The sequence below is a fragment of the Microlunatus sp. GCM10028923 genome, from assembly GCF_042666975.1.
Lineage (GTDB): Bacteria > Actinomycetota > Actinomycetes > Propionibacteriales > Propionibacteriaceae > Microlunatus.
Genome location: NZ_JBHTFF010000005.1, coordinates 450,989 through 471,554, shown reverse-complemented (window position 1 = coordinate 471,554; position 20,566 = coordinate 450,989). Strand labels below are relative to the sequence as shown.

At 72.0% G+C, this 20,566-nt stretch carries 16 protein-coding genes; 7 read left to right on the top strand and 9 right to left on the bottom strand.

The window, feature by feature from the left end; translation table 11 throughout:
* Positions 1-66 precede the first annotated feature (66 nt).
* Entirely contained in the window at positions 67-816 is a 750-nt protein-coding gene (locus ACFQU4_RS15465) for an alpha/beta hydrolase (protein ID WP_377493345.1), read from the top strand.
* Here the strand turns inward: ACFQU4_RS15465 and ACFQU4_RS15460 are convergent.
* Positions 773-2,173, bottom strand: a complete 1,401-nt coding sequence (locus ACFQU4_RS15460; protein ID WP_377493343.1) for a sensor histidine kinase — start codon at positions 2,171-2,173, stop codon at positions 773-775. The genes ACFQU4_RS15465 and ACFQU4_RS15460 overlap by 44 nt on opposite strands.
* A 242-nt stretch (positions 2,174-2,415) precedes the next feature.
* Here ACFQU4_RS15460 and ACFQU4_RS15455 point away from each other — a divergent pair, with 242 nt between their 5' ends.
* Positions 2,416-5,130 (top strand): AAA family ATPase, encoded by a 2,715-nt coding sequence (locus ACFQU4_RS15455; RefSeq protein WP_377493341.1) that lies wholly within the window; start codon positions 2,416-2,418, stop codon positions 5,128-5,130.
* Here ACFQU4_RS15455 and ACFQU4_RS15450 read toward each other — a convergent pair whose 3' ends face one another.
* Complete coding sequence (locus ACFQU4_RS15450) at positions 5,131-5,472, bottom strand: hypothetical protein (protein WP_377493339.1); 342 nt, start codon at positions 5,470-5,472, stop codon at positions 5,131-5,133. It lies immediately after the preceding gene.
* Positions 5,473-5,754: 282 nt separating this feature from the next.
* Complete coding sequence (locus tag ACFQU4_RS15445) at positions 5,755-6,450, bottom strand: hypothetical protein (RefSeq protein WP_377493337.1); 696 nt, start codon at positions 6,448-6,450, stop codon at positions 5,755-5,757.
* Between the two features lie 242 nt (positions 6,451-6,692).
* On the opposite strand from ACFQU4_RS15445, the gene ACFQU4_RS15440 reads away from it, so the two are divergent.
* Positions 6,693-8,582: an ABC transporter ATP-binding protein gene (locus ACFQU4_RS15440; protein ID WP_377493412.1), complete on the top strand. Its 1,890-nt coding sequence runs from the start codon at positions 6,693-6,695 to the stop codon at positions 8,580-8,582.
* Positions 8,583-8,625: 43 nt separating this feature from the next.
* Positions 8,626-9,204 (top strand): hypothetical protein, encoded by a 579-nt coding sequence (locus ACFQU4_RS15435; protein ID WP_377493335.1) that lies wholly within the window; start codon positions 8,626-8,628, stop codon positions 9,202-9,204.
* 81 nt (positions 9,205-9,285) lie between these two features.
* On the opposite strand, the gene ACFQU4_RS15430 is transcribed toward ACFQU4_RS15435, so the two are convergent.
* From ACFQU4_RS15430 to ACFQU4_RS15420, 3 genes are read right to left on the bottom strand one after another with little or no spacing between them, the layout of a single operon-like run.
* Complete coding sequence (locus ACFQU4_RS15430) at positions 9,286-9,981, bottom strand: DUF899 domain-containing protein (protein WP_377493333.1); 696 nt, start codon at positions 9,979-9,981, stop codon at positions 9,286-9,288.
* Between the two features lie 12 nt (positions 9,982-9,993).
* Entirely contained in the window at positions 9,994-10,494 is a 501-nt protein-coding gene (locus ACFQU4_RS15425) for a hypothetical protein (RefSeq protein WP_377493331.1), read from the bottom strand.
* A 21-nt stretch (positions 10,495-10,515) separates the two neighbouring features.
* Positions 10,516-11,703 (bottom strand): MFS transporter, encoded by a 1,188-nt coding sequence (locus ACFQU4_RS15420; RefSeq protein ID WP_377493329.1) that lies wholly within the window; start codon positions 11,701-11,703, stop codon positions 10,516-10,518.
* 54 nt (positions 11,704-11,757) lie between these two features.
* Between ACFQU4_RS15420 and ACFQU4_RS15415 the strand changes: the two genes are divergently transcribed.
* Together ACFQU4_RS15415 and ACFQU4_RS15410 are read left to right on the top strand one after the other, a co-directional pair.
* A complete protein-coding gene (locus tag ACFQU4_RS15415; protein WP_377493327.1) occupies positions 11,758-12,507 on the top strand; it encodes an AraC family transcriptional regulator in 750 nt (249 codons plus the stop codon).
* Between the two features lie 9 nt (positions 12,508-12,516).
* On the top strand, positions 12,517-13,344 hold the full coding sequence (locus ACFQU4_RS15410; RefSeq protein WP_377493325.1) for a sugar phosphate isomerase/epimerase family protein: 828 nt from the start codon (positions 12,517-12,519) through the stop codon (positions 13,342-13,344).
* A 10-nt stretch (positions 13,345-13,354) separates the two neighbouring features.
* On the opposite strand, the gene ACFQU4_RS15405 is transcribed toward ACFQU4_RS15410, so the two are convergent.
* Entirely contained in the window at positions 13,355-13,903 is a 549-nt protein-coding gene (locus ACFQU4_RS15405; protein WP_377493323.1) for a GNAT family N-acetyltransferase, read from the bottom strand.
* A gap of 30 nt (positions 13,904-13,933) precedes the next feature.
* Positions 13,934-17,281, bottom strand: coding sequence for a DNRLRE domain-containing protein (locus ACFQU4_RS15400; RefSeq protein WP_377493321.1), 3,348 nt, complete (start codon positions 17,279-17,281; stop codon positions 13,934-13,936).
* A gap of 112 nt (positions 17,282-17,393) precedes the next feature.
* Between ACFQU4_RS15400 and ACFQU4_RS15395 the strand changes: the two genes are divergently transcribed.
* The gene (locus ACFQU4_RS15395) at positions 17,394-18,482 is read left to right on the top strand and encodes a substrate-binding domain-containing protein (RefSeq protein WP_377493319.1); all 1,089 of its coding nucleotides are present in this window, start codon (positions 17,394-17,396) and stop codon (positions 18,480-18,482) included.
* Here ACFQU4_RS15395 and ACFQU4_RS15390 read toward each other — a convergent pair.
* The gene (locus tag ACFQU4_RS15390) at positions 18,460-20,544 is read right to left on the bottom strand and encodes a GMC oxidoreductase (RefSeq protein WP_377493317.1); all 2,085 of its coding nucleotides are present in this window, start codon (positions 20,542-20,544) and stop codon (positions 18,460-18,462) included. The genes ACFQU4_RS15395 and ACFQU4_RS15390 overlap by 23 nt on opposite strands.
* Between the last annotated feature and the right edge of the window lie 22 nt (positions 20,545-20,566).

The following is a 20,566-nucleotide window of genomic DNA, read 5'->3' as shown; positions in this document are numbered from 1 at the left end:
GCCTCATCGCCCGCCCGTCGGTCGGCCCGGTAGCGTTGACCCGGTCGGCGGAGGGGGAGATTGATCATGCGATCCGAGGAACTGCGTTTCGGCGAGGACGAGCGGCAGGTCGTTGATCTTCGGCTGCCGGACCGCCCGCTCCGGCCGATCGGGCTCTTCTACATCCACGGCGGCGGCTGGTACGCCGGCAAGCGGGCCGACTTCCACGGCCACGTCGAGCACTTCGCCGGGCTGGGCTATGCGGCGGCCGCGACCGGTTACCGGATCGACGAGGAGACCGGCTACCGGGACAAGCTCGCCGACGTGACCGCCGGCCTCGACCGCTTCCGGGCCCGCCTCGCCGAGGAGGCACCCGAGGTGGACCGGATCGTCGTGCTGGGCAGTTCGGCCGGCGCCCACCTGGCCACGATGGTCGCGCTCGGTGCCACCGACGCCGCGCCGATCGCCGGCTGCGTCTCGGTCAACGGGCCGGGCACGATGCTGCCCTGGCCGGACCAGGACGCCAACATCGCGACCAAGATCAGCTGGCTGGTGCGGGACGGCTCCACCTACGAGGAGATCTCGCCGGATCGGCAGGTCCGGGCCGGCTGCCCGCCGTTCCTGTTCCTGCTCGCCGAGTACGAGCACCTGTTCCCCCATGATCAGGTACGGGAGCTGGCCGGGATCATCGAGCGGAACGGCGGCTGGACCGGGACCGAGGTCGTACCGGAAACCAAGCACGGTTTCGTGTACGCCCTCGGCAACCCGGCCACCGACCGTGCGCTGGAGTCGATCAGTGCCTTCCTGGATCGTCTCCAGGAGCCTGCTTCGCATTGACCGGCACGGTCGCGGTGATCATGGTCGGCCCGCCGGCCGGCGAGGAGACGTGCAGGTTGCCGTCGACCCCGGCCAGCCGGTCGGTCAGTCCGGCCAGTCCGTGACCCTTGGCCACGCTGGCACCGCCGACCCCGTCATCGGTGATCGTGATCACGACCAGCCCGCCGAGCCGCCGTACCTCCACCGAGCAGGTCGAGGCGCGGCTGTACTTCTCCTTGTTGGCCAGGGATTCCGCGACCACGAAGTAGACCGCGTTCTTGGCCGCGTCGGACAGTGACTGGGTCTGGTCCAGCTCCTCGTCGATGTCCACGGTGGTCGGGATGACGCCCCGGGCGGCCAGCGCGGTGACCGCGGCGCGGAGTCCACGTTCGGTCAGGATCGGCGGGGCGATGCCGCGGGACAGGGTGCGGATCTCGGCCAGCGCCTCCTGCGACTGCTCCATCGCCTGGCGCAGGATCTGCTTGGCGGCATCCGGATCGGTCTCCAGCCGGCGCTCCACCGCGCCGAGGTCCATGCCGAGCCGGACCAGCCGCTGCTGCGGGCCGTCGTGCAGGTCCCGCTCCAGCCGGCGCAGCGTGTGCGCCTCGGCCTCGCCGGCGGCGGCCCGGCTGTGGGTCAGCTCGCTGACCTGCTGGCGCAGGTGGGAGGCCTCGTCGACGAGCAGGCCCTTGGCGATCGCCGCCTGCAGCATCACCAGGCCGCGCAGCACGAACGGCGCGGTGATCAGGAAGAAGGCGCCGACCAGGGTGGTGCCGATGATGTCGGCGACGGCGCCCGGGAAGCCGAGCAGCCAGGCCAGGCCGTGCCGCTCCTCGTCGGGCAGGTACTGGCTCCAGAACCAGTACGTCAGCCCGCCCGGACCGGCGACCACCCACGGGATGGCGATGCAGAAGCTGGCCGTGTTGACGACGAACGCGATCGGGATGTGCAGCAGGTCCCGCCAGCCCTGCGCGGACCGCAGCCGCCGCATCCGGCCCCAGAACCGCATCCGGCCGCGCGGGTAGACCGGGCGGCGGAGCTCGTACCCGGCACCGGTCAGCAGGTTGCGGTGGAACTGGGCGAAGCCGCCGGCCACCACCAGGGCCGCGGTCAGCACGAACAGGCCGAACACGGTGACCGCGGTGCCGACCCCCAGGCTGAACAGCGGCACACAGACGATGAAGCCGAACAGCGCGATGAAGAAGCCGCCGGCGACGCAGGCGAGGTCCCGCCCGGCCTGCCGGATCGTGCGGGCGAGCGCGTTGCCGCTGTCGACGGGGGAAGGCTGGCTGAGTTCGGTCATGTCGGGTCCATTCTGAAGGCTGGCGTCGAGCCCCGCACCCTGGCTGAACTCGAGCTCGCTGCCGGTGTTCGTCATGGCCTCAACCCTGCCGCCCGAGCGGGTGCCGGAACCATCCTGCTGTCCGGCCGAACGGGGGTGGGGAAATCCCCTCCGTGGCCGTTGGAGCAGTGCAGTCGGTGCAGTGCAGAAAGTGCACAAATTGCAGTTGCCGTGCAGCGAATCGGTGGACCCCGGCGTTGACACACGTGGGCGGCTCGACACTAGGTTGGGCTCCCGTACCGACCACCCGGCAACGAGAGTGGAGTAGCTCCAAGACCATGCAGTCTGCGGGCCGGACCTTGCGATCCCCGATCGGGCGTCGCCGCGAGCAACAAGTCCTGACCGACTTCCTGAACGTCCCCGAACCGGGAGTTCTCGTGGTCAGCGGGCCGTACGGAATCGGCAAGTCGACCCTGGTCGACGCGGCGCTGACCGAGGTCGGCGCGACGGTGACCAAGCTGCGCTACACGCCGGGCGCCGAACCGTTCCGGACCGCGCTGGACCTGCTCCACGGCCAGCCGGCCCGGCCGGGCCTGGCCGACCTGATCGAACTGCTCCAGACCGCGGCCGGCGACCGGACCGCCGGCACCGGCATGATCGTCGACCGGATCGGCGACCTGATCGCGGGCCAGTCCGCGACCTGGGCCGAGCCGGACCGGCCGGCGGTGATCGTGCACGAGGATCTGGAACTGAGCGACCCGGCGACGCTGGAACTCTGTGCGGAATTCCTGCGCCGCGCCTCGCTCTGGCCGTGGTCCCACCTGGTCGTCGTCGATGCCGCGGCGGCCGGCCCGCTGAGCCGGCATCCCACGGTCGAGATCTCCGGCCTCGACGACGCCGGCATCCGGGCCATGCTGCAGGACACCGTCGGAACGCCGATCGCGGCCTGGGTCGCCGACCGGCTCGGCCAGGTCTGCCACGGCAACCCGGGACTGCTCCGCGCGTACGCCCGCCGGCTCACGCCGGAGCAGCTGGCCGGGGCGGCGCCGATGCCGCAGCGGTTCGACCCGCCCGCCGAGTTCGTCGCCCGGGCCGGTGCCGCCATCGCGCCGCTGGCGCCGGTCGATCTCGCCGTGCTGGCCGTCTTCGACCATCAGCACCGGGTTCCGGCGGCGGTGCTGGAGCGGGTCGCCGACGACCCGGCCGCCGCGGAGCGACTGAGCCGGCGCGGCCTGATCCGGCCCGACCGGGACCGCTGGCGGACCGCCGACCCGCTGCTCGCCGCGGCGGCCCGGGGCCGGTTGTCGTCGGGTGATCAGGACGAACTGGACCGGCGCGCCGAGGCGGCCTTCGCGGCGGCCGGCGACGGACCGGCGGCCCTCGATCACCGCTGTCGCCGCGCCGAGGCGGCGGCGGACGACGCGGCGCTGCTGGAACTCGCCGTCGGCCTGTTCCAGCAGGGCGAACTCGAGGCCGCGGCCCGCCTGCTGGATGCGGCTGCCGACCAGCCGCGGTACGCCGAGTCGGCGCGATTCCGGGCGCTGCGGTCCCGGGCGCTGCTCGAACAGGGGTACGCCGCCTCGGCACTGGCCGAGACCACGACCGGCCTGCGCTCGGCACCGGATCCCCGGTCGGAGTTCTGGCTCCGGATCACCGGGCTGGAGGCGGCCGCGCTCACCGGCGCCGACGACCCGGCGATCCTGTCGGCCGACCGGATCCCGCCGGCCTATGCCGAGCCGGCGGAGGAACACGCCTGGCTGCGGCTCCGCGCCGCGCACCTGCTCGGACTGACCGGTTCGGCCGAGGAGGCGCGGCTGATCCTGGAGCGGTTCGACCGGCCGCCCGGTGCGAGCGCCGAGCTCGTCGCCCTGCACCGGGTGGTCGCCGCGCTCGTCACCGCCTGGGACCGACCGGCCGAGGCGGACCTGGACCTGCTCGCCGCGGGCGTCCCCGACGGCGCCCGCCCGGTCCCGGTGTCGCTGATCGCGGGCATCGCCGACGTCCTGGTCGCCGGTGGCCGGCCGGAGGCAGCCCGCCGACTGGTCGGCGCCGCATTGGCCGATCCGGGCCGGCACACCGTGCTCGCCGAACTCCACCTCACCCCTGCTCTGGTCTCGATCGACCTGTGGGAGGGCCGCTATCCGGTGGCCGGGCGGCGGATCCGGGAGCTGGAACGGCTCTGCCCGGCGGCCGCCGGACTGCCGACGCTGGCCGGGGCCGAGGTCCGGGTCCGGGCCGCGCAGGGGCAGGACGACCAGCCGCAGCGGGCGGCGACGTTGCGGTCCCGGCTGCCCGGTTCGCCGGCCGTGGCGCCGTTCGACGCCGACCTCGGCTACGGCCACCTGGTGGCCGGCCGGTATCAGGCCGCCGCGATCTGCCTGGACGCCGCCCTGCGCGCCGGGCACCCGCTGCGGCAGGGGCCCGCCGAGGTGCTGGCCGATCTGGTGGAGGCGCTCGTCGCGCTGGGCCGAACGGACCAGGCCGACGAGGCGGTACGGCGAGCGGACGGTCGTGATCATGAACCGGGCTGTCCCCGGACGGCGGCCCTGCTGGCCCGGTGCCGGGCGCTGACCGCGACCCCCGAGCACGCTGCCGCGGCCGGCGACCGGGCCCTCGATCTGTGTACGGACGCCGTACCGGAGGTGGACCGGGCCAGGACCCTGATCGCCCAGGGCCGGGTCCTGCTGCGGTGCGGCGACGGCACCCGCGGGCTGGCCCGGCTGCGGGACGGGCGGGAACTGATGGGTCATCTCGGCCTGGACGGCTGGGTCCGCCACGTCGACCGGCTGGTCCGGCCGCGTTCCGAACCGACGCCGGCGACCCGGCCCGCGGACCCCTGGCAGCGGGTCGTCCGGGAACGGGACCGGACATTGCTCGCTGGCGTCGCGAACGGCCTGACCCATGATCAACTGGCCCGGTCCGGCTACATCTCCCGGCGTACGGTCGCGAACCGCCTGAAGGCCCTGTACGAACTCGCCGGCGTCAGCAGCAAGTCGGAACTGACCGCGCTGATCGTGCGCAACCCGCCGCCCTGGATCAGCGCGTCGACCTGATCAGAGAACGTCGAGGACCGCTTCGGCGTGCTCGGCGTCCAGGTCGGCGGCGGTCACCGGCAGGGTCCAGCTCTCGATCATCCCGAGCCGGTCCAGCAGTTCGCGCCGCGACCGGTAGCGCAGGATCCCGGTCGGTTCGTCGTGCTGCGACGGCCCCTCGACCACGTACCCGGGACGGCTGTCGTCGACCAGCACGCAGGCGCCGTGGGCGAACGCGCCGGCGGCGGTGCCGGCTCCGTGCCACTCCCAGACCTGGCCCTCGATGATCGAATGCCAGCCGCGGTTGATCAAGACTTCGGCCAGGACAAGATCACTGGCATCCCCCGAGCCCCCGATCGGCATCGGTGCTCCTCCCCGTGTGCTGCTTTCCCTGTGTCGTGCTCTCCGTACCGCCCTGACAGCGGTACGTCGTCGATCACGGTAACCCAACCTCTTGGTTGGCGGACCGTGCAGAGTCGCGACCGGCGCACCCCGACCCGGCCAGGAGTGAGTCTGTGTGAGTAAGCCGGGCCGGCGCACACCGGTCGCAACGTTGTTTCCTGCTCACCCCGAGCCCGTGCCGGGCCACTCCTGCTGGTTGTGGCCGGACACGGGCGCCGGGGCTGTCGGGGGTCGACGGAGGAGTCAGTTCTCCTGAGTCGAGTCCTGCGAGCAGCCGCGGACCAGCTGGGACGAGTTGTTGTCGGACAGGATGCCGACCAGCCCGCTGATCACGCCCGCACCACCGACCGCGTTGATCGGCACGTCGTTGTTGCAGACCTGGAACGGGCCGACGTTGTTGTCGGTGATGTTCACCAGCGCGCCTTCCCCGTCCATGCCGTACCACTCGGACTTGAGCGGCTCGGCCACCTCGCCGTCGTTGAACTGCGCGTTGGACTGATCGCAGTTGCGGATCTCGGTGAGGGAGTTGCCGTCCGACCCGAGGATGGCGAACAGCCCGGAGGCGTCGACAGCGCCGCCGACCGCGTTGATCGGTACGTCGTTGTTGCAGGCCTGGAACGGGCCCAGGTTGTTGTCGGTGATCGCAACCAGACCACCCGACTTCTTGACGCCGTACCAACGGACGCCTTCTTCGTCCTGCGGCGCCATGATGCGCTCGGTCGCGTCCTGGCCGCCGCCGACCAGCGGCAGGGTGCCGAGGCCGGGCAGACCGCCGACATTCGACAGATCGGTCAGGCCACCGAGGCCCGGCAGACCGCCGAGGCCAGGCAGGCCGCCGACGCCGGGCAGACCGCCGACGCCCGGCAGACCGCCGACGCCCGGCAGCTCACCGGCCACCGGCACGTCAGCGCTGGCGACGGACGCGAAACCCACAGACATGACCGCCGCAGCACCAACGGCCGCGGCGACTCTCCGTAGAACAGCCATGCAGAGTGATCCCTTCAAGCTTGGGGGGTGATTCCTTGCGAGCTCCCCAAGCTAGGGAGGCCGTCCCGGGTCCGGCTACCGCAAACCCCCGGCCGGCCGAGGGTTTGCATCAAACGTGCAACCTTTGCACCACCCGGCCGGTGGCCCGCGGTTGACCTCAAGTTTCGTTGAGGTTCTAGATTGTCGGCGTGAGCATGGAGATCGTTGCCTGGAACTCGTTGTACAACGCGATGCACGCCGCCCAGGACCGGCGCCCCTTTTCGCGCGCCACGCTGCGCCGGATCTTCGGCTTCGTCCGGGGCCGGCGCTGGCAGTTGATCGGCTTCGTCGTCCTCAGCGTGGTCACCGCCGTGCTCGCGGTGGCGACGCCGCTGCTGGCCGGCCAGGTGGTGAACGCCCTGTTCGCGGGCACGGCCTTCGAGGTGGTGCTCCGGCTGGCGATCATCATCGCGGCGATCGCGATCGCGGAGGCCGCGGTGGGGATCGTGACCCGGCTACTGTCCGCCCGGATCGGCGAGGGATTGATCTTGGACCTGCGCCAGGCCGTCTACGACCACGTCCAGACGATGCCGATCGCGTTCTTCACCAGGACCCGGACCGGCGCCCTGGTGAGCCGGCTCAACAACGACGTGATCGGGGCCCAGCGGGCGTTCTCGGAGACGCTGTCCGGAGTGATCGGCAACATCGTCGCCGTCGTGCTGACCTTGATCGTGATGCTCGGCCTGTCCTGGCAGATCACCCTGTGCGCGTTGATCCTGCTGCCGATCTTCGTCCTGCCGGCCCGGCGGATGGGATCGCGGCTGGCCCGGCTGGAACGGGAGGCGGCCAACCACAACTCGGTGATGAGCACGACGATGACCGAGCGGTTCTCGGCTCCCGGCGCGACCCTGGTGAAGCTGTTCGCCCGGCCGGAACGGGAGTCCGCCGAGTTCGGCGCGCGGGCGGCCCGGGTGCGCGACATCGGGGTCCGGACGGCGATGGTGCAGGTGATCTTCGTGACCGCCCTGACCCTGGTCTCGGCACTGGCCCTGGCGCTGACGTACGGGCTCGGCGGGTTCTTCGTCCTGTCCGGGACCCTGAAGGCCGGCAACGTGGTGGCACTGGCCCTGCTGTTGACCCGGCTCTATGCCCCGCTGACCGCCCTGGCCAGCGCCCGGGTCGAGGTGATGAGCGCACTGGTCAGCTTCGACCGGGTCTTCGAAGTGCTCGACCTGAAGCCGTTGATCACCGAGACGGAGCAGCCGAAGACCGCACCGGAAGGGGCGGTGTCGGTGGAGCTGGACCGGGTCGACTTCGCCTACCCGGCCGCGGACAAGGTGTCGCTGGCCTCGCTGGAGGAGGTCGCGGTGCTCGACCCGCGGGCCGGTGCCCAGGTGCTGCACGAGGTGTCGTTCCGGGCCGAGCCGGGTCAGATGATCGCGCTGGTCGGCTCCTCCGGGGCGGGCAAGTCGACCATCGCGCAGTTGATCACCCGGCTGTACGACACCGACGGCGGAGCGATCCGGCTGGCCGGCGTCGACGTCCGCGACCTCTCCTTCGCCGCCCTCCGCTCGACGGTCGGCCTGGTCACCCAGGACGGCCACCTGTTCCACGAGTCGATCCGGCAGAACCTGCAACTGGCCAAGCCCGAGGCGACCGATGACGAGATCTGGAGCGCGCTGGAACGGGCCCGGTTGCGGCCGCTCGTCGAATCGCTGCCGGACGGACTGGACACGGTGGTCGGCGAACGCGGCTACCGGTTGTCCGGCGGCGAACGGCAGCGGCTGACGATCGCCCGGCTGCTGCTCACCGGCCCGCGCGTGGTGATCTTGGACGAGGCGACCGCCCACCTGGACTCGACCTCCGAGGCCGCCGTCCAGGCTGCCCTGGAGAACGCCCTGGAGGGCCGGACCGCGATCGTGATCGCGCACCGGCTGTCCACCGTCCGCAACGCCGACCAGATCGTCGTCCTGGAGGGCGGCCGGGTGGTCGAACGCGGCCGGCACGAGGACCTGCTCGCGACCGGCGGCCGCTATGCGGAGCTCTACGCGACCCAGTTCGCGTCCTCCCCGGCGACGCCGGAACCGGTGGTCCCGTCGGTCTGAAATCTGCTGGTGCGGAAGGGGTTCCGGGCGGCAGGATCGGACCGTGACGGAACGTGACTGGCACGTCCTGCTCGTCGCCGGACCCTCCGGGACCGGTAAGAGCACGGCCTGTGCCGCCCTGATGCGACGGTACGGAATCGGCGCGAGCGAGTTGGACGATCTGGAGACCGCCGTCCAGGCGATGACGACTCCGGATCAGCAACCGGCGCTGCACTACTGGTCGACGCACGCCGCTGGCCGCGACTGGACCGCCGAGGAGATCGTCGACGTCACTCTCGGCGCCGTGGCAGCGCTCGCACCGGCGATCACTGCGGTGGTCGCGGCACACCTGAACCACGGCCCGCCGGTGATCATGGAAGGCGACTATCTGCTGCCGGCCCACGCCGCCACTCTGGTCGGTCCTGAGGTGCGCGTCGTCTTCGTCTACGAGCCGGACGAAGCTCAACTGATCGCCAACTTCCTTGATCGCGAACCCGACGAAGGCCCGCAGACCATGCGCGCTCAGGTCAGCCGGCTCTTCGGCGAGTGGCTGCGGGTCGAGGCGTCGAAACACGGTCTGCCCGCCATCCCGGCCCGTCCCTTCGCCACCCTGCCCGACCGGATCCAGACGGCCGCTTCGTGATCTCGCGCGAACAACGTGGAACTTCGAGGGCACCAGACCCGGCGCGAAGTTCCACACTGCCGCTGCGGCTGGTGGACCGGGTCAGCTGACGCGGCCGTCGGTGGGGTAGCGGTCGTGCAGCTGCATCCAGTCGTACGGCGGGTCCTGCGGGCGGCCGGGCGGGGTGGCCTCCCAGCTCTCCTGGCGTCCGTACGGGGTCAGGTCGAGCAGGTCGAAGACGATCATGAACGGTTCCTCGCCGCGGCCGAAGGTGTTCCAGGTGTGGAAGACCCGGTCCTGATCGCGGAGGAACACGCTGACCGCGTGCCGTTCCTCACCGTCGACGGTGGTGCCGAAGTCCTCGTTGAACGTCGAGTTGCCGGAGGAGTACCAGGGGTAGGACCAGCCCATCCGGTCCGCGAACGCGGTCAGCTTCGGCACCGGTGCCCGGGACACCTGGACGAACGAGGTCCGCCGGGCGTGCAGGTGGGACAGCGGTCCGATGTGGTCGGCCATCATGGAGCAGCCGTTGCAGCCTTCCTCCCAGTCCGTACCGAACATGAAGTGCTGCATGATCAACTGGGGTCGGCCGTCGAACAGGTCGAGCAGCGTCGCCGGCCCGTCCACCCCGTCGAACGTGTACGGCGTGGTCACCTCGACCATCGGCAGCCGGCGGCGTTGCGCGCTGACCGCGTCCTTCATCCGGGTCAGTGCCTTCTCCTGCAGCAGCAGGGCGTCCCGGGCCTCCTGCCACTCCGCGCGCGACACGACCGGCGGAAGTCCATGATCATTGCTCATGGACCGATCCTGTCAGGCGCGGTCGGCCAGCCGGATGTTGAGGTCCACTTCCCAGCGGGTCTTGCGTGGTTCCGTCCGGGGGTCGGTGTTGTACGCCTCGTACCGGCAGCCGAACCGGTCGCCCTCGGCGACGTCCTCCCGGTCGAACGCCAGCCCCTGCTCGCGGGACCAGTCGATCAGGGCGCGGTTCGCGCGCAGGGCATGATTCCGGTACGTCAGCGTCGCGTACCGCCCGGCCGGCAGCGGCTCCGGCCGGACCCTGTCGTCGCCGGTCAGTGGACCGGGAGTGATCACGCCGACGGCGAGGTCCATCGGGCCCTGCATGTCGATCACGTGCAGCCGCAGGAAGAACGGCCCGACCTCGCCGACCCGGTGTTCGTCGAGCCAGCCCGCGAGCTCGGTGATCAACCGGTTCCGCTCGCCCAGCATGCCGCGGAACGGCGTGATCACCCGGATCCCGAGGCTGTGCCGGAGCGGCCGATCGACCACCCGCGGCGGTTCCAGCAGTTCCATCGCGACCTCCTTCGTCGGAGGTCATGATGTCCCTCGCCCCTGGGGCGGGGTCAAGGGTTGCGGCTCGGGCAGCCGCCGGAGGGTGAGCCAGGCCAGCCCGGCGACGATGATCAAGGACAGCAGCGCGCCGGGCAGTCCGATCTGTTCGGCCAGCCCGCCGAGCGCCGGCGAGGCCAGGCCGCCGACGCTGACCGCGAGACCGAGCGTGACGCCGCTCGCGGTGCCGAGATGTCGGGGCAGGTAGTCCTGGGCCAGGGTCAGGTGCAGCGAGAAGGGTACGTAGAGCAGGATCGAAACGATCGCCACGAAGATCAGCCGCAGCACTCCCGGTGCGAACACCAGGCCGATGAGCGCCGGTGCGGTGAGCAGGTACGACCAGCGCAGGATCCGGGTCCGCGGCCAGCGCCGGGCCAGCCGGCCGCCGATCACCGTACCGAAGGCGCCGCCGAGGTACAGCACGAACAGCGCCACGGTGCCGCCGGCCGGGCCGAGGGCCGGGTCCTGCTGGGCGAACAGCGCGACGAAGGAGCCGAGGCCGACGAAGATCACCGACCGGGCCATGATCGCCACGGTCAGCCGACCGAACGAGCGGCGATCCTCGGTGGCCGGGATCGCCGCGGCCCGCGCCTCCGTCGTGCCGGACGCGACGGCCCGGTGGGCGCGCAGGCAGCCCAGCACCATGATCAACGCGACCGCCGCGGGAATGATCAAGAACGGGCTGGCGGCCAGCCCCAGCGCCCCGACGGTCCCGGCGACCAGGAACGGCGCGACGGCGAACCCGACGTTGCCGCCGAGCGCGAACCAGCTCATCTGCACGTGATCACCGCCGCTGAGCTCCCGGGCCAGCCGGGCCGCGGCGGGATGGAAGGCGGCGATCCCGACCCCGGACAGGCCAACCAGCAAGATCACCAGCCAAGGCTCGCCGACCAGGCCCAGCGTGCCGATCCCGGCGCCGGTGATCAGGACGCTGACCGGGACGATCCAGCGGGCCGGCCGGCGGTCGCCGAGCAGCCCGAACAGGGGCTGGACCACGGACGAGGTGAGCGAGGAGGCCAGCACCAGACCACCGGCGGCCGGCAGGCTGTAGCCGCGCTCGAGCACGAAGATCGGCACCAGCGCGGCCACCATGCCCTGATAGCAGTCGACGCCGCCGTGACCGACGGCGAGCAGGATCGCGCTGAGGCGGCGGGCGGGCCGGGTTTGGTGCATGTGGCGATCCTGATCGCTCGGCGCCCTGTCCGGCTTCCAGTAATCTGCCGAATCATGTCAGAAATCCGCCACGTCCCCCGGGCGCCGACCGAGACCAGGCGGCTGGCCGGCGGCGTGGCGGTGGACGAGCATCGGCACGACGAGCCGCAGGTCGTGTACGCGAGCGCCGGGATCCTGGAGGTAACCGTCGCCGACGGCACCTGGTTCACGCCGCCCACGCGGGCCATCTGGGTGCCGGCCGGCGTCGTGCACCGATGGCTGGTGCACGGCAGTTCAACCGTGCACCTGGTCGGCCTGCCCGGTCGCTCACCGTTGCCGGGCGATCGGCCGGGCCTGCTCCCGGTCACTCCGCTGCTCCGCGAGTTGATCATGGCCGCGACCGGTCAGCCGACCGACGACCCGCCCGGCCGCCGGCTGCTCGCGGTGCTGCGTGATCAACTGGTGCTGACCCCGGGACCGCCGACCATGCTGCCGCGGCTGACCGATGACCGGCTCCGTGCGGTGGCCGACGTGGTGGAACGGGAGCTGGCGCACCCGGAGGCGTTGGACCGGCTCGGTCGCCGGGTCGGCTGCAGTGTCCGTACCCTCTCCCGGTTGTTCCGGTCCGAGCTCGGGATGACCTTCCCGCAGTGGCGCAGTCAGGTTCGGCTGCACCGCGCCGCACTGCTGCTCGCCGAGGGCCGTACCGTCTCGCAGGTCGCCGCGGCCTGCGGCTGGTCCTCTCCGAGCGCCTTCATCACCGAGTTCCGGCGCGCCTTCGGCGACACCCCGGGCGCGCTCAGCCGCCGCCCGGCGGACCCGTAGGCTGCCTTCGTGATCACCGCCGTGACCTGTTCGACCGGGGCCTTCTCGCGCGACCCGGACGTCGTCGATCCGGCCGGGATCGTCGCCGTGGCCCGTCAGATCGACGCCGACGGGTTCGAGCTGCTCTCCTACCCGGCGTTCGCCGACGACGCCGACGGCTCGACGGCGATCTTCGCCCGCTCCGGCCTCCCCTGGACGTCGTTGCACACCGGCAAGGCGATCGGGCCGCTGCTGTGCACCGGCACGGACGACGATCGTCGACAGGCCCTCGCGCTCCTGGATGCCGACCTCCGCCTAGCCACGGCCGTGGGGGTCGAGGTCGCGGTGCTGCACCTGTGGGGGATGCCCGACTCGGACCGGCGCTTCCCGGCCAACCTCGCGGCCGTCTCCGACTGTCTTGATCATGCCGAGCGGTTCGGCGTCACGTTGGCGATCGAGACCATTCCCTGCCTCGCCGCGACACCGCTCGCCCGGCTGGCCGAGCTGCGGCGCCGGGACCCGCGCTGCCACTGGACCCTGGACACCGAGTTCCTGGCCCTGCACGACGAACTTGAGCTTGCCCTGGCCGACGCCGAACTGTTCGCCCGGACCAAGATCATCCACGTCAAGGACTACGACGGCGAGTTCTTCGACGCGGAAGGTCGGCGCCGCTACCTGCACCCGGGTGAGGGCCGGCTCGACCTGGCCGCCGTCGCCGCCGCGGCGGCTTCGTCGCCGAGCGCCATCCGGCTCTGCCTCGAGTCGAGCTCGGCGCGCGCCGACGGGTCGATCGATGTCGGGCAGGTCAACGCCGACCTGGCCGCACTGCGCGGTCACGCACGCCTGGCCGCGGCCTGACCGCCCGACGTCAACCCAGGTCTTTGATCAACAACTCGAACCGCAGATCGTCCCGGCGCGGGACGCCGAACCTTTCGTCGCCGTACGGGAACGGGGACAGCTCGCCGGTCCGCCGGTAGCCGCGCCGCTCGTACCAGGCGATCAGATCCTCCCGGGCGGTGATCACGGTCATCTCCATCGTGCGGGCCGACCAGTCCCGGGCGGCGATCAGCTCCGCCTGCGCCAGCACGGCCTTGCCCAGCCCGCCGCCCTGCTGGCCCGGCGCGACGGCGAACATGCCGAAGTAGGCGGCGTCGCCGCGATGCTCCAGCTGGCAGCAGGCCACGATCACACTGTCCCGCTCGGCGATGATCATCCGGCTGTCCGGGGACTCGATCACGGCCCGGACCCCGTCGGGATCGGTCCGCTGACCGTCCAGCAGATCCGCCTCGGTGGTCCAGCCGGCGCGGCTCGCGTCGCCACGGTAGGCCGACTCGACCAGGGCGACCAGGGCGTCGACGTCGGTGCCGGTGGCGTCGCGGAAGGCCAGCTCGGTGGTCCCGGGTGATGCGGTGTCCATCACCGCAGTGTGGCAGACCGCCGGAAGTCCTCAGCCGGCCAGCTTCACCTGCAGGTACGCGCCGTCGGAGGTCTCCCGGCTGCTCACCCGGGTCGCCAGCCCGGCCTCGCCGGTGGCCAGCACCTGCACCAGCGCCAGCGTGATCGGCGTGCCGGCAGCGAGGGCGTCGGTGACCGCGGCGGTCACGTCGATCTCGTGCCAGGCCGCCGTGCTGGTGATCAGGGCCGACCCGATCGGAGCACCGAGGGCGGGCTTGGTCTGCCAGGTGGTGGTCTTCTCGTCGATCGTGCCGTCGACGCCGAGCACGTCCAGCTCGCACTCGGTGCCGCCGGTGTCGTTGACGCTGGCCCGGACGAACAAGATCACCGACTCGATCGTGCCCGACACCGGCGGGGCCTCGAAGCGGACGAAGGCCTGGCGTGAGTAGCCGCTGTCCGGCTGCGCCACGGTCTTGATCAACAACTGCGTCGCGGTGCCGTAGTTCGTCCCGGACTGGGCGCCGTCGTTGACGTACAGGTCGGCGGTGGCCGGGATCCGCGGCCGCAGCGGGTCGGTCACCTCGACCTCGGCCCGGCCGTAGACCAGCCGGTGGTCGTCGGTGACGATCACGCCGGCGAACGTCGTCCGTCCGATCGTCCGGCCGGTGATCAGGCCGGAGTCGTCGATCGTGGCCACCGCCGGAGCCGTCGACACGTACTCGACGGCGGTCCCGGACAGGTCCGCCGCGGAGCCGTCGTTCATGGTGCCGGAGATTCCGAGCGTCGCCGTCGCACCGACCAGCACCGGCGGCGCCGTGACCCGGACGGTGGCCAGATAGGGATCGACGGCCGGCTGCTCGACGGTACGGCCCGGGATGCTCACCTCGGTGATCGAATTCCAGGCGTTGGCCGTGTTGCCGTGGCCGACGATCCGCAGATAGCGCGCGGTCGTCGCGGGAAAGGCGTACCGCTCCGGCTCGGCACTGGTGCCCGAACTGGTGCCCTGGAACGCCGGCCGCCAGGTGGTCTCGTCCGCCGCGGCGACCTCGATGTCGAAGATCGAGGCCCGGCGATCACCCTGATACCAGGCGATGGTGATCTCGTCGACCGGTCCGTCGCTGCCGAGGTCGTACCCGATCCATTCGCCGTCGCCCTCCGCCGACCAGCGGGTCGCGGGGTCGCCGTCCATGGTGTTGGCGGGGGCGTTGCCGTCGTCGCTGCTGGCCACGATCGTCGCCGGGAAGGAGCCCGGGCCGATGGTGATCACCGGCCAGATCCGGTACGTGCTCGGCTGCGACCCGGGCGCGGTCACCGCGACCTGCACCGACCCGTCCTCGGTCCGGGTGCGGATCCGGACCCGCCCGTCCGGCGCCGCGGCGTCGGCGGTGAGCTGCAGCGGCTGGGGCAGGTTGTGGTGGTAGTTGAAGTTGTCCGGCGCGAACCCGGGCAGCTGTTCGCCGTCGACCATGATCGACTTCAGCCGGGCCACCTCGGCCGGCCCGGTGGTCCAGTCGTCGAGCGGCCGGACCGACGCCGGATCGGGCAGCGGCTGGTCGGGGTGCAGCGGCGTGAACTGGACGGCCAGCCGCAGGTCGGTGACCCCGGTCAGCCGGATCGCCAGCTTCCGGATTCCCGCGTTGACGCCCTGGCCGGCCGGGTCCGGCGAGGTCCACAGCGGCCGCGCATCGGCGTTGTAGAACACGGCGTCGGCCGGTCCGGTGATCCTGGCGATCATGGTCCGGCCGCCTGCGGAGAGGGTGGCGGACCGGCCGTCGCCGGAGATCGCGATCACCGCCGTCGTATGCAGGAACCACCAGACCTCGACGGGCTCGTCGGCGGCCAGTTCGTCCTGCACCACCAGCTGGCCGCGCTGATCGATCAGCCGCCAGCCGCGGCGCCACCCGCGCAGGTCCGGGGCGGCCTCGGCCAGGTCGGCGATCGCGTACGCCTCCGTCGGGCCGGACGCCCGGTCGGTGATCACGCCGGTCGCCTCGTTGCGCTGGTCCAGATCCGGTCCCGGGTTCACGATCAGCGTGTTCTGGCCCTCCGCCCGCTTCCGGTAGTACGTCCAGCGCTGGCCGCCCGGCCCGCCGGCGAAGTAGCCGGGCAGGTTGTAGTTGTCCGAGCCGAGTTCGACGGCCCACCGGACCCCGAGCGCGTCCAGGACGAAGTCGCCTAGGTCGAGATCGCCGTGGTTGGTCGTGTTGTCGCCGGCCTTGGCGCCGACGAAGACGGCCCCGTCCGACTCCCAGCCGCTGCGCATCGTCGCCACCTCGCACAACCCGAAGTAGGCGTCCAGCGGGGTCCCGGACTCGATCGGCCCCTTGGCCAGCTCCGGGTCGTACCAGAGCAGGGAGGTCGGTGTCTGGAACCAGGACGGGCCGGCGAGGTCCGCCCCGGTCTTGCCCCACCAACCGAACTCCGGCCGCTGATAGGTCCGGGCCAGCCAGAACATCTCGGGCGGCCGCGGCGCCGATCCGCCCGCGTCGTAGTAATTGAAGTTGATCTCCGTCGGCCCGGTCAGCTGGATCGGGAACATCCCGGTCTCGGCCAGTCCCGGCGACTCGGTCAGTCCATGATCATCATCGGTGGCGGTGCGCAGCGCCTCGATCAGCAGCACCAGGTACTTGGTGGCGTACCCCCAATAGGAACCCAGCCCTTCCGGGTAGCCGCCGTCCGGCCCGTAGAGCGCGACGGCCTTGGGCAGTGAGGCCAGCGCGTAGTCGATCACCTGTTGCGCCGGCGCGTCCGCGACGTCGGCCAGCGCCAGGGCGCCGACGATCAGGCCGCCGTTGCAGACGATGTTCCAGTTGTTGTCGGCGGTGTGCCAGGCGCGGGAGGCCCCGGTGCCGTTGCCCTGGTAGACCTCGATGCCGGGCCGCAGCCCGAATTCGATGATCGCGTTCTCCAGCGTCGCCCGCTGCTCGGCCGTCCAGCGGTCGTGGAACCAGTCGTAGCCGAGGGCGACGGCGTGGGTCATCTCCGCCGTGTCCAGGAAGTGCCGGTGGTGGTTCCAGTCCGGGAACGCCGCCACCGCGGCCAGCTCGGCCCAGAGCCGGTCGAGGTAGCGATCATCGCCCTCGACCCCGTACGCGAAGCCGAGGGAGTAGACCCGGCGGATCGTCTCCCGGCTGGTGTCGAGCAGCCGCAGCCCGTCCGGGATCACGTACTCGGCGACCGGCTGGCCGAGCAGGTCCTCGGCGTCGTCGCGGACCTTGGCGTACCAGGCGGCGGCGTCCGGAGCCGCGGCGATCAGTGCGGTCACGCCGGTGAAGTCGTGCAGCAGCAGGCGCGGGTGCGGGCCGACCGTGATCGGCTCGGCCGCCGCCCGGCGGACGTTCAACAGGGTCGCGGCCAGGGCGGTCGCCAGGGCTCCGGATACGAAGGTACGTCGTCGCATGGGGATCCTCGTCTCGACAGTGAGCGATCGGGTCATGATCGATCTCAGCCGGGCCGTCCCACGGCGGCAACGATCCCGACACATTCCGACAACCGCGGCCTAACCTGAGCGGGTGCCGAAGCCGCTGCCCGGGGAACGGAGGGAGCAGCTTCGCAAGCAGCTCGACCTCCGGGGTGTGGTCCGCACCGCCGAGCTCTCGGCCCGGCTCGGCGTGAGCGAGCGGACGCTGCAGCGGGACCTCGACGCGCTTGTCGCGGCCGGGGCGGCGCGGCGGGTGCACGGCGGCGCGGTCCGGCCCGCCACGGCGGAGACCACGGCCCGGTTGCGGCTCGGCCTGGTGGTGCCGACCCGGGCCTACTACTACGAGGAGATCGTCGACGGTGTCGTCGAGGCGGCCGCGGCGCTGAACGCCCAGGTGATCATCGGCACTTACGACTACGACGAGGAACTGGAGACCGCGCTGCTGCGCCGGGTCACCGATCTTGATCTCGACGGGCTGCTCGTCACGGTCGAGTACGACAGCGTCGGCTACGCCCGGCTCCGGTCCTCGGCGGCGCCGGTGGTGCTGATCGAACGGCCGCTGCTGCCGCCCCTGGCCGGCGCCGGTCCGCGGCCGGCGCCGATCGATCACGTCTGTTCCGATCATGGTGCGGGCGTCCTGCTCGGGCTTGATCATCTGGCCGAACTGGGGCACCGGTCGGTCTGCTGCCTGATCCGCCGCACCCCGACCGCGGCCGGGCTGCTCCGCGGCCTGTCCCGGGTCGCCGCGGCCCCGGGCGCTCCGGTCGAGGTGATCATCCGGGAGCTGGACCGGGCCGCGCCGCCGCTGGACGACGGCGACCCGCTGCTGGCGGACCTGCTGGCCGGGATCGGCTCCGGCACGATCACCGCGGCCCTGGTGCACACCGACCACGACGCCCTCGCCGTGCACCGGGCGCTGACCGCAGCCGGCGTCGCGGTGCCGGATCAGCTGTCGTTGCTGTCGTACGACGACGTGATCATCAAGGACTCGGCGGTGCCGCTGAGCGCGCTCGCGCCGCAGCGCCGCTGGATCGGCCGGCTCGCCTGCGAGACCCTGGTGGACCGGATCCGCCGGGCCGGCCGGCGCTTCGCCGACCGGCCGCCGGTGCAGCTGTCGCTGGCCCCGGAGCTGGTGCTGCGCGGCAGCACCGCCCCGGTCAGCGGACCAGGTCCCCGCTGATCCGCAGCGCGTTGGCCAAGATCGTCAGGACCGGGTTCACGCCGCCGTTGGTGACGTGGGTCGAACCGTCGACGATCCGGACGTTCTCATGGCCCCAGACCCGGCCGACCGGGTCCGTCACCGAGCGGGACGGGTCGTCGCCCATCCGGCAGCTGCCGGCCTGGTGCTGGCCGCCGCTCGGCCCGCCCGGCCGACCACCGCGGGGAGCCGTGACGACCCGGGCGGCGCCGGCCGCGGTCAGCCACTCGGCGGCCCGCTCGCCCAGGAAGTCGCGGCCGCGGACGTCCTCGGGGTGCAGGGTGCCGCTGAGCCGGGCGACCCTGGTGCCGTACCGGTCGGTCAGCTTCGGGTCCAGCCGGACCCGGGAGTCGGCGGTGCTGATCTCCTGGTACGGGCCGACCACCCGCATCATCCGGCGCAGCCAGTGCCGCATCCCCGCGTGGGCGTCCCGGCCGTGCCGCGGGATGATGCCGGCGTCGGTGAGATAGGCGTACGTGCTCGCCGGCGTCGGGACGAACTCCTCGGCGATCATGCCGCCGCCGACCAGGCCGTCGTTGCCGTGCCGGAAGTCGCAGGTGGCGATCGCCGGGCCGGGCCCGACCAGGTCGGTGACCTCCTCGTCGAACAGTCCGGTCGAGCCGCCGTACGGGTGCGCCTGCAGGTAGCGCCCGACCTGATCATGGGCGTTGCCGAGCCCTTCCGGTTCCTGATCATGGGCGGAGTTGAGCAGCAACCGGGCCGTCTCGATCGCGCCGGCGCCGAGCAGGAACTCTCCGGCCGCGACCTCGCGCCGCCACACCCCGCCGTCCGGATGATCACCGACGATCCTGACCGCGATCACCCGGCCGGCCGCGTCGGTGATCAACTTCTCGACCGTGCTGCCGAGCAGGACGCTGGCGTTGCCGGTCGCCACGGCCGCCGGGATCGCCGTGTTGTGGGTGCCGGACTTCGCCTCGACCGGGCAGGCGAAGCCGACGCACTGCGGGCAGCGCCGGCAACCCGGCCGGCCCCGGTAATCCTCGGAGTTGATCAACAACGGCACCGGCACGGTCGACCAGCCGAGCTTGGCCGCCCCGGCGGCGAGCCGTTCGCCGGGCCGGTTGCCGGCGATCGGCGGCATCGGGTAGTCCCGGCTGCGCGGCCCGGCCCACGGGTCGCCGCCGGCCGCGCCGCTCACCCCGAACCGCCGCTCCGCCTCGTCGTAGAAGGGTTCCAGGTCGTCGTAGCCGATCGGCCAGTCGGCCAGCGCGCTGCCGTCCGGCACCCCGTACCGGCTGGCCATCCGGAAGTCGTCCGGGGCGAACCGCCAGGCCTGCGCCCCGAACACCCGGGTGCCGCCGCCGAGCGTGTGCGCGTTGCCGCCCCAGCCGGGATCGCCGGGCCCGACCACGGCCTCGCCGTCGGCGGTCTCGATCATCCGTGGCCAGCCGCCGCCGCGCAGGTCGGTCAGCCGGTCCAGCCCGAAGTTGACCCGTGGGTTGCGCAGATGATCACGACTCAGCTCGGCCGCGCTCGGCGCCGTACCGGCCTCGATGATCAACAGCCGGCGTCCCGACTCGGCCACCACCTGGGCGGCCGCGCCGCCGCCCGCGCCGGCCCCGACGATGATCGCGTCGTAGCGGTCCAGCAGCTGGTCCGGGGTGATCCAGCCCTGCTGCCCGTACGAGATCGCCGGCAGCGGATCGGGCCAACCGTCGGCCGGCGCCGGCGACCAGCCGACCTCGCTCCAGGCCCGCGGCGTCGCGTAGTAGTCCGCGTTGAGCAGCCGGATCAGCCGGGCCGGCAGCTCGACCCGGTCCAGCACGGCCTGCCGCCGCTCGGGATCGAGGTCGGCGAAGTCCGGTGCCTCGGCGCTCACCCGGGCCAGCAGGTCGTCGACCAGCGGATCCAGGTCGGCCAGTTCACGCCCGGCCACCTCGAGAAAGCCGGCGACGTCCCAGCCCGCACTTCCCTCGTGCCCTGAGCCCGTCGACCCGTGCCCTGAGTTTGTCGAAGGGCCGGACCCGATCCCGACGATCGTCTCGGCGACGGCGGTGAGCAGGGTGGTCCGTCCGGTGATCACATGAGCCCCCTGGTTGCTGCGG